This window comes from Alteromonas sp. KS69 (genome assembly GCF_003989595.1).
GTDB lineage: Bacteria > Pseudomonadota > Gammaproteobacteria > Enterobacterales > Alteromonadaceae > Alteromonas > Alteromonas naphthalenivorans.
The window spans coordinates 1-8600 of record NZ_PYHU01000056.1; the positions used below are offsets into that span (position 1 = coordinate 1).

The following is an 8600-nucleotide window of genomic DNA, read 5'->3' on the forward strand; positions in this document are numbered from 1 at the left end:
CATATCCCTGTAGCACCTAACAGCTTATTATGTGGAAAAATTCCTTTATACAAGATGGAAAGTTTCCGTACCTCATTTCCCTAACTTACAAACTTTCGCACGAAAACATTCTATTATCAATGTACTACGTTCTGCCTTTCAAAACCGCCCCCGCATTCCGGAACAATTCCTTTTTATTTTTACTAACTTTAAAAACACAAAGTACTGTATAAAAAATAGCCCCTAATGCCCGGCAATCCAACTCACCCAAACACCAACCTATTACGCTAAATAACCACCCGGTCTTTCACTTACAACCGTAAGTGTTCTAAGCCCCCTACTTCTTCTAATAATTTTGTCAGTTCTGGGCTTGGCTGTTGTAGCTAAACATGACAGGCATAATTCGAAAACAGCTTTACCTTTCTAAAGATGCCTGTCTTATTTAGTCAATGATTGTGTTTCATGAGGAAAGCTCCACAGTGATCTCGCCACTTTGTGCTTAATTTGGCTTATTAATCATAGTGTAACAACAAATTGTGGAAGAATTGTGGAGGAGGTCATAATTTACTTTCGCGCCCGTTTAAGTATTCAAATACATCGCGTAGCGCTTCTGATGGTGAGCGAGGCTCGTATCCAAGTTCATTACGAGCTTTCGTTATTTCATACTCCTGCCTGATGCCATAGAATAAAGCCACTTGGCTTCTAATAAGCTCTGCGGGTTTACCTGTCACCTTAGCTGCCAGCTCTGCGCACAAGGCAATAAAATATATTACCCACTTTGGTAGTCGTGCTGGAGCTTTTAAGTTAATTCCCGTTGATTGGGCAGCATTGTATATCTCAGTAAGTGACGAAGAGTTGTTATTAGCCAATATGTACCGGCTACCAGAACTGCCTTTCGTAGTAGCAGCAACTACGCCTTTTGCCACATCGCGAACATCAACGAAATTAAAGAAAAAATGAGGGTCTATCAGAAGCTTATTGGTTCTAATTGTTTCAATAAACTGCATAGTGTCTGTGAGTCGATTAGCATGGGGACCAATCATTGCAGAGGGTAGAACGGAAACCATCCACAGATTGTATTTTTTTGCCAACTCCCAAGCTTTTTGCTCTGACTTTATTTTAGAGTTGTAATAGGCGTTGTTAGATAACGTGTTCCAACTATTTTCATCTAGATAGTTTCCATCGTGCCCAACAGCCGCAACCGAGCTAACATAAACCACTTTTTTCACATTGGCTTCGGCCGCCGCTTTAAGGACAATTTCAGTCCCTTTTACATTCGGCTGGACGATTTCAGTAATAGGATCTTTAGCCCAATGTTTAAATACCGCGGCAACATGATATAAAATATCGACACCTTCCAGGGCTTTTCTCATTGCGTCTATATCTTGCATTTCGGTGTAGACAACTTGGCAGTTCAAGCGGAAAAAATTATCCACATTTTGAATATCACGCATCCCTGCCCTTACTGTTTCGCCTTGCGCTATAAGCGCTCTAACTACATTCCCTCCTAAATGACCGTTCGCCCCGGTTACCAAACATACATTCATAGGTAGGATCTTAAGGAAATTAGGACTTGAATGTATGTATCAAATTTGATCAGATGTTTATCGCCAAACAAACGTCATAAACAAATTTGAGAACATGCGCGATAAGAATAACGAGCTAAACAAGATAACGGAAGTCCTGAACGAATTTAATATTAACGATATTGGTAAACGGTGTGGTTTTTGTCATCGGGAGCGTATCGTGAAGCCCTATGAATTAGTGATGGCACTGGTGACGGCCATGGGGGACAAGAACATTGACTGCATCAGTGATTTGCACCGCTATTTTACTGGATTGACGTACACCGATGTGCAGTACAAGCCGTTTCATAATCAACTGAGTAAGCCAGCATTTAAGCAGTTGATTCAGCGCATAGTGGGCGTTGCATTGCATAAATGGCAGCAGCATATCCTTGGTACAGACACTGACCTATCGGCGTTTAAGCAGGTCGTGCTGCAGGATGGCAGTTCGTTTGCCATTCACAACGCGTTAAAGGAAGAATTTAAAGGCCGTTTTACCACCGTTAGTCCTGCGGCCGTCGAGGTTCATGTGAGCTGGGACATGTTACACAGTCAGCCTGAACGGATAGCCGTCAGTGCAGACAGCGTGGCAGAGTATGATTTTTTACCGCCAGCCGAATCGTTAGTAGCCTGCTTATTTATGGCAGACCGAGGCTATTTCAAACTGTCGTATCTGGATAGTATCCATCAGGCGGGAGGGAGCTATCTGGTCAGGGCAAAAACGACCGCTAACCCTTTGGTTTTTTTGGGTGTTACAGCGCAGGGTAAGCGTTTGAAACGATTCGACAATGTGAAGCTCAAGGACGTGAAACATCACATCCGACGAAGCCAAGTGGTCGATATGGACGTCGAGGGAAGTGTGTCATATCGGCTGATAGCGAGTTGGCCTACGGGTAAATCAGAGCCAACCTATTGGGCAACGAATTTGCCGCGTGAGAAATACCCGGCAAAAGCAGTCGTACAACTATACAGCTTACGTTGGCAGATAGAGTTACTGTTCAAAGAATGGAAATCCTACTGCAATTTACGCAAGTTCAATACCCGGAACGCGGGCTTGATGGAAGGGCTGATATGGGTCAGTTTGCTGGCACTGCTGGTGAAACGGCGTATTGGATTTAGTATTCAACGGTTGATGGGTGTCGATATATCGAGCTTCATGGTCGCGAAAAATACGCAGAGCTGGTTTTACCCATTAATGGAATCGATACTCCATGACGCTTACTCTGAATTAAAACAAACGTGGAATTGGACAGTAAATTATTTATCAAGATATGCCAAACGGGCACATCCTGACAGAGACAGGAAAACCGGGCGCTTGAAGTATGGATTGGTCTCGGTTAACCCTTAATGTCCAACATATGAACATACATTAGACATCTTGTATTCACTTATAAAGTTATTAAGTGACAAGACTATAAACTCTCCCCCTAGGGGAACAGTCAAGGGCTTTTAATTATTTGGGTTGTTAAGCGGAAATTGATCAATCAGTTCTTGTTTTAATGACCCTAGCTCAACATCTAGCTGTTTGGCTTGTTCAATCTCGATTCTAATTTGCTTCTGCTTTTGCTTTATGGCATTTATCGCCACCTCGACCGGAAAGCGATTTTCTTTTGCCTTAACCTGAATCATTGGCAGCAATTCTGAAAGTTTAAAACCCAGGGATTGCGCTTTTTTTATCATCGAGATTATGACGACATGGTGCTTATCGTAAATGCGGTACTTCCCTAATCTAGGCACCTTTGACAACAACCCTAGCGCCTCGTAGTGATGAATTGCTTTTTTTGACGCGCCAGTAAGTTTTGAAACCTCTCCTATATACATGTTTTTTCTAATCCTAATGGGTGTAACGCTTACGAAATTGGCATATTGAATCGGTCAGACTTTACTAGACAGATCTTTGTTTGAATGCTTCTAACTTTTTATAAACCAGAGAGAGAAACTTAACCAGACAGGCATAATTCGAAACCACCAAAACTGTCCTTTAGTACACTTTCTTTAATCTGAATGGCTAATCTTAACCACGCAGTTTGAAACCTGCTTTTAGCAGGCCGCTGGCAAAGTGATTCACCTTGAGCAATACGCACATAACCGACATTAGCAACGGGTTCAAGGTCGACAAAATAACCAAGTATGCCTGTCTTGTTTAGTCGCCTAGTCGCCTGATTGACCTGTTAGCATTACTCTTTAATGTACCAACCTTTAGATTTAAGACATGAAGCATTACCGCTAAAAAATGATAATAACTGGACGGTTGCATCGGTTACATCTTCTTTACGTGAATTTTTGTCTAAAGTTGTGCCAGTAACACTTTCTCTAGCTTGTAACGCACAATTACTCGCTTCTTTGCGAAACAGTTCATTATCGGCTCTCATCTCACCGTATTGCTCATGTACAACAATTGGTGCCGATGTAGAACATGAACACATCGTAAGTAATATAAGGGGCAAAGAAATAACGCTAAATTTTGGAGCGAAGCGACTTAATAGTCGTTCGCGTAAACGGTATGGGTTCAAAACTCCTTGGCAGATTAAGAATGACGATGCATGATCAATTTTGCACTTGGGAGTTGATACTAAGCGTTTTTAAGCCAACCATTTTGAGATGCTATTAAAACTACTGCATCGCTAATTAATTGATTTGCGAATTTCTTATTGTTCTCAACTGCTGGACCAATAATTTCAAATTGCTTGTTTAATTTACGTGTAAGTTCTTCGCTATGTATTTTTAAATTTCGATTATCACTAATATCAATTGCCAGTCGCCCTTGCTCGTCGAGTGCCAATAGAAAATCTGAAGAAGTAGCGCGTTTATTTTGAAAAGAAGCTTTTTGCCATTCTAAAGCAGTAGAAAAGTGGAGTTCGCCGTCATGCAGCCATGTTTCTTCTGTTTCGCCTCTTTCCCTGAACTGCTGACTTGCTACATTCGCCAAATCTTCAGGTGAAGGGGCGCATGCGCACAGGCCTAGTAACAAAATTAAAAATATTGGTTTCATAAATCATCCTTGCAAAACATATAACGCCGCAATAAAGCGCGGCTTTGCCGCGTAGATTTTGATTGCCTTGTTAGCCATCTTTAAACTAGCAAAAGCTTCAATTCAGTTGCAGCGTAGGCAAAACCGTATGAGATTGTAAATATAATACCAATCCAAATTGCTATGAGAGGCCAGCCACCAAGAATAATGGCAAGAGTATACTTCGACCACGAAGGGTCATCTGGTTGTGACTTAGTCCAAAAGTGCTTTACTTTCCCAGAATAACCTAGCTTTTGAAAAAGCCTCTTAGGGATTTTTCTTCCAATAAGCCAAAGTAAGTATATTGAGGATATATAGAAAAGAACGACTAACGCTATAGTTACTTCTTCTGGAAATTCTCGCGCCATCGATGGTCTAAGTTGAAACCATTCCAACAAACCTATGCACAATACGATTATTGCTTGCGGAGCAATGCCATGAGCACCATCGTAATATAAGTACGAGTGCATGGCACGCTTCCTTTTTTCTGGCGATGTGTCTTTCTTTTTGATGCTTCCCCAGGCGATGAGAAAAACTGCCAATGTTGTTATTACTGGAACCGTGAATGTATCGAAAAAATTAAATGTACTTTCATAGATGTCGTTAAATATTTTGTCTCGTTCAGTCGTTCCTTTGATTAATTGTGATGTGATTTCTGGCTTTCCGTAAAGAAAATTCATAAAGCCAATAATAATAAACGCTGGAAGCGTGGCATATACTGTTTCTTGTATGTTGAATGGCCAAGGACTCAACAGACCCTTCAGATCAAGTTCTTTATCATTGAAATCCACCAATTCTTCACCTTGCCTGATAGCCTTCCTGGTTCTCAAATATTTTTTTAGGTCGAGTATTTGTTTAACTGGCTTAAGAATAAGCACATGTATTGGTGATTGATTATCAGACATGAATCCCTCCTTTCTGACTAACGCTTCGATAACCGGCGCAGGTCTGCTGCGTCCGGCGCCGAAGGCGCGTAGCTAATTGACTTGTTAGATTTCATCAAACTTCTGCTTCAGGTTGTAATTACTACCTAGCATTCTTTCTATGTCTGATTTTTCAAACCCAAGCTGCTGAAGTAATTGGAGTTAAAAGACAGCTTCCATTTTTTGGCATAACACCCATAGGTCCAAACCTTTCACAGAGTCGCTTTCTAGCTCCTCGCTGTAGAACTTTCAAAATATGCCTGTCTTGTTTAGCCCTAATTATTCGTCACCTTCGTAAAAATAACCTTCGTCGAAACTTCCATATTTTACTGATTTAGTATTGTCCTTTTCGGAGATATATTCTTCATGTTCTTCTATTAACTTATCGTTTAGAGCTTCAATCAATTTGTGTCCACTTAGAGCTTTAATCTTAGGTTTTCTGCCATCTGAAACAATAATGCTGGGAATTTTATCTCGAACTAATTTTTTAGTTCTTCTGAAATCTGTATTATCAGTGTTGCGCTTAGCTCTATTACATTTGTAACAAAGTGCTTGAAGATTCTCTTCTGAGTGAACGTCAATCAATTTACCATCTTTAGTTACTTTTTCGTTTTTGTTTTTTGTGGATTGAGGAACGATATGATCTATATCAATAGGACGTAATGATGATGGAATTCCACATAATTCACATTTACCATTTGAACGCTTCAAAACTTTATATCTTATGGATTCACTCGCTTGAGGAGAGCGTTCAATGTTTTTCTTTTTATCTATCCAAATTGATATTTTTTCTTCGCATATTTCTAATTCTCTAACTGGGTTTTCTAAATCAACCAAACCAGGATTTAATAGAAATAGTTCTCCATTTCTTTGGTATTGAATAACATCATGTTTTGTCAGAATATCCTTAGGCCAACGCATTACAATTTTTTTATAGTAATCAAGAATAGAAAGATCATACCTAGCTAGAGCAACAGATAAATCCGTTTTAGTACACTTTCCATTATTATTAAGCAACTCTTTAATGATAACTGGTTGATAAACTTCAGTCATGGACATCTTGTACAACAAAAAGTGACTTAACTTTGAACTCATAATTATTCCAGATTGCTAGGGGGAATTAAAATTGTCTTTAACTGAAAAATTTTAAAAACTGGTCTTACCCACTAAAAGTGGACATCCATGCTAAGCGTATATCGCTTCGTATTCATATGGGCTACATAACCCAGTGTTGAATGCTGGCGTACGCGATTATAAAAAATCTTAAAGAAACTTAACCAGACAGGCATAATTCGAAACCACCAAAACTGTCCCTTAGTACACTTTATTTAATCTGAATGGCTAATCTTAACCACGCAGTTTGAAACCTGCTTTTAGCAGGCCGCTGGCAAAGTGATTCACCTTGAGCAATACGCACATAACCGACATTAGCAACGGGTTCAAGGGCGAGAAAATGCAATGCGATTACTGGGATAGCGTTGCATCTAAATAGCGAATCTCACAAAACTTATTGCCACTTTTCGCTGGTGAAGGAATAAAAATTTTCCTACACAATTAGCGACGAATTAAGTTTTCGTAAATGCAGCTTCGCCTTCCCAAATAGGCCTGTCTTGTTTAGTCTACCTAGGGCAGTCGCGCTTCTAGCATCCACTGACTTTATTTGATAGTTGGCTTTTCAATGCTTACGTCTTTGTATTTTCTATTCTTATACAGGGAGATGGCTACATTCATAACATACTCTTTAGGCGCAATATCTTCTAGCTCCATGGCTATTTCTTCTGGTTGCAGACCCTTATTAACAAGCATAACTATACGGTCATTCAACGCTACTGTAGAAAAATCGCTGTTAACATGAAAGCCACTGGTTCTTTTTTCCAAAAATCTTATCCGTTTATCTAATGTTCGAGTGGTATACAAAATTTCAGTTAGTATGTCATCTGAGCTTCGCGTTGGCTCTAGTTCGTCACTAGCGGGCGAATCTCTTATCACTTCATTAAACTTTTTCTCGAATAGTGGCCAATATGTCTCAAATACCTGATCCAATATACGGTCATCTAATGCATTCTCTCCAAGCTCTTTGTTAATAGTAGAAAGCAGCGATTTCATACCCTCTTGATTAGGCATCGTATGATTAAACTGTGCCAAGGGATTTGCTAGATCCGCGGGTGTAAGGTCAATAAGAAAAGTACAGACTCTGTTAGCGGACAATCCTTTTGCCAATGCACCAGATTCGAATAATATCCAAGGGTTGGATTTATTCTCTTTTGTAAGACAAACAATGCCAACTTTCGTGTCTTTAAGTTGGTCATTTATTTCATTAAACCAGAGAGAGCCTTTGTCGATATCTTTTGATGACACCCATGGCTCTGAGGCTTGCAATGTACATTTAATCCAATCTCTGAGTATTTCAGCACACTCTTTACTTAAGTTTTTAGACCAACTTATAAAAACATTCATTTTAATTTCCTTATCTTATGGTTTCGAATGTGCAGCTTAGCGTAACCAATGGTCTTCCCCACTAAAAGTGGACTTCCATGTTAAGCGTATATCGCTTCGTATTCATATAGGCTTACATAACCCAGTGTTGAATGCTGGCGGACGCGATTATGAAAAACCTCCGTGTATTCGAAGATACAAGATTTGATTTCCTGAAGCGAGTTGAATTTTTCTCCGTATATAATTTCGACTTTCATAACTAAACAAGACAGCCATAATACAAAAATACCAAAACTGTCTCTTAGTACACTTTCTTTAATCTTAATGGCTATTCAAACTGGTAAACGAGTCAATCAGAGTCAGACAGCCGTAATGCCTAAAGCCCGAAAGTCGCAAATTAGTTTATTAGATACGCCCTATTATCACTGTGTTTCCCGCTGTGTTCGTCGTGCCTTTTTATGTGGCGAGGAAAACGGTAGAAGCTTTGAACATCGTCGCCAATGGGTGGAAGACCGTATTCATGTTTTAAGTGAGGTGTTTGCCATTGATGTATGTGCTTATGCGGTGATGAGTAATCATACGCATTTGGTATTACACATAGCTAAAGAGAAGGCGGACGCACTAAGTATAGAAGACGTGATTCAACGTTGGCACAGACTTTACAAAGTAAGCGATCAATTTAGACCG

9 protein-coding genes and 1 pseudogene are annotated in these 8600 nt (G+C 39.9%); 2 read left to right on the forward strand and 8 right to left on the reverse strand.

Annotated features, from left to right (window positions below; genetic code table 11):
- Positions 1-536: 536 nt before the first annotated feature.
- Positions 537-1526: an NAD-dependent epimerase/dehydratase family protein gene (locus C7Y69_RS20860; RefSeq protein ID WP_126874047.1), complete on the reverse strand. Its 990-nt coding sequence runs from the start codon at positions 1524-1526 to the stop codon at positions 537-539.
- A 94-nt stretch (positions 1527-1620) separates the two neighbouring features.
- Here C7Y69_RS20860 and C7Y69_RS20865 point away from each other — a divergent pair, with 94 nt between their 5' ends.
- Positions 1621-2892, forward strand: coding sequence for an IS4 family transposase (locus tag C7Y69_RS20865; protein ID WP_126874048.1), 1272 nt, complete (start codon positions 1621-1623; stop codon positions 2890-2892).
- Positions 2893-2993: 101 nt separating this feature from the next.
- On the opposite strand, the gene C7Y69_RS20870 is transcribed toward C7Y69_RS20865, so the two are convergent.
- The 7 genes from C7Y69_RS20870 to C7Y69_RS22100 all read right to left on the reverse strand — a co-directional run bounded on the left by C7Y69_RS20870 (position 2994) and on the right by C7Y69_RS22100 (position 8170).
- Entirely contained in the window at positions 2994-3365 is a 372-nt protein-coding gene (locus C7Y69_RS20870) for a MerR family transcriptional regulator (protein ID WP_126874049.1), read from the reverse strand.
- A 356-nt stretch (positions 3366-3721) separates the two neighbouring features.
- Complete coding sequence (locus tag C7Y69_RS20875; protein ID WP_126874050.1) at positions 3722-4057, reverse strand: hypothetical protein; 336 nt, start codon at positions 4055-4057, stop codon at positions 3722-3724.
- Positions 4058-4116: 59 nt separating this feature from the next.
- On the reverse strand, positions 4117-4536 hold the full coding sequence (locus tag C7Y69_RS20880; RefSeq protein WP_126874051.1) for a hypothetical protein: 420 nt from the start codon (positions 4534-4536) through the stop codon (positions 4117-4119).
- Positions 4537-4616: 80 nt separating this feature from the next.
- Complete coding sequence (locus C7Y69_RS20885) at positions 4617-5459, reverse strand: hypothetical protein (protein ID WP_126874052.1); 843 nt, start codon at positions 5457-5459, stop codon at positions 4617-4619.
- A gap of 297 nt (positions 5460-5756) precedes the next feature.
- Positions 5757-6572 (reverse strand): HNH endonuclease, encoded by an 816-nt coding sequence (locus tag C7Y69_RS20890; protein WP_126874053.1) that lies wholly within the window; start codon positions 6570-6572, stop codon positions 5757-5759.
- A gap of 561 nt (positions 6573-7133) precedes the next feature.
- The gene (locus tag C7Y69_RS20895; RefSeq protein WP_126874054.1) at positions 7134-7934 is read right to left on the reverse strand and encodes a TIR domain-containing protein; all 801 of its coding nucleotides are present in this window, start codon (positions 7932-7934) and stop codon (positions 7134-7136) included.
- A gap of 80 nt (positions 7935-8014) precedes the next feature.
- Positions 8015-8170 (reverse strand): IS3 family transposase, encoded by a 156-nt coding sequence (locus C7Y69_RS22100; protein ID WP_126874055.1) that lies wholly within the window; start codon positions 8168-8170, stop codon positions 8015-8017.
- 115 nt (positions 8171-8285) lie between these two features.
- Between C7Y69_RS22100 and C7Y69_RS20905 the strand changes: the two are divergent.
- Positions 8286-8600: pseudogene (locus C7Y69_RS20905) on the forward strand (transposase); the annotation flags it as partial.

Bases quoted from the DNA above. Each gene is read 5' to 3' on its own strand.
- C7Y69_RS22100 (WP_126874055.1), bottom strand. From the start codon at position 8,170: ATGAAAGTCGAAATTATATACGGAGAAAAATTCAACTCGCTTCAGGAA.
- C7Y69_RS20895 (WP_126874054.1), bottom strand. From the start codon at position 7,934: ATGAATGTTTTTATAAGTTGGTCTAAAAACTTAAGTAAAGAGTGTGCT.
- C7Y69_RS20870 (WP_126874049.1), bottom strand. From the start codon at position 3,365: ATGTATATAGGAGAGGTTTCAAAACTTACTGGCGCGTCAAAAAAAGCA.
- C7Y69_RS20865 (WP_126874048.1), top strand. From the start codon at position 1,621: ATGCGCGATAAGAATAACGAGCTAAACAAGATAACGGAAGTCCTGAAC.
- C7Y69_RS20885 (WP_126874052.1), bottom strand. From the start codon at position 5,459: ATGTCTGATAATCAATCACCAATACATGTGCTTATTCTTAAGCCAGTT.
- C7Y69_RS20890 (WP_126874053.1), bottom strand. From the start codon at position 6,572: ATGAGTTCAAAGTTAAGTCACTTTTTGTTGTACAAGATGTCCATGACT.
- C7Y69_RS20860 (WP_126874047.1), bottom strand. From the start codon at position 1,526: ATGAATGTATGTTTGGTAACCGGGGCGAACGGTCATTTAGGAGGGAAT.
- C7Y69_RS20880 (WP_126874051.1), bottom strand. From the start codon at position 4,536: ATGAAACCAATATTTTTAATTTTGTTACTAGGCCTGTGCGCATGCGCC.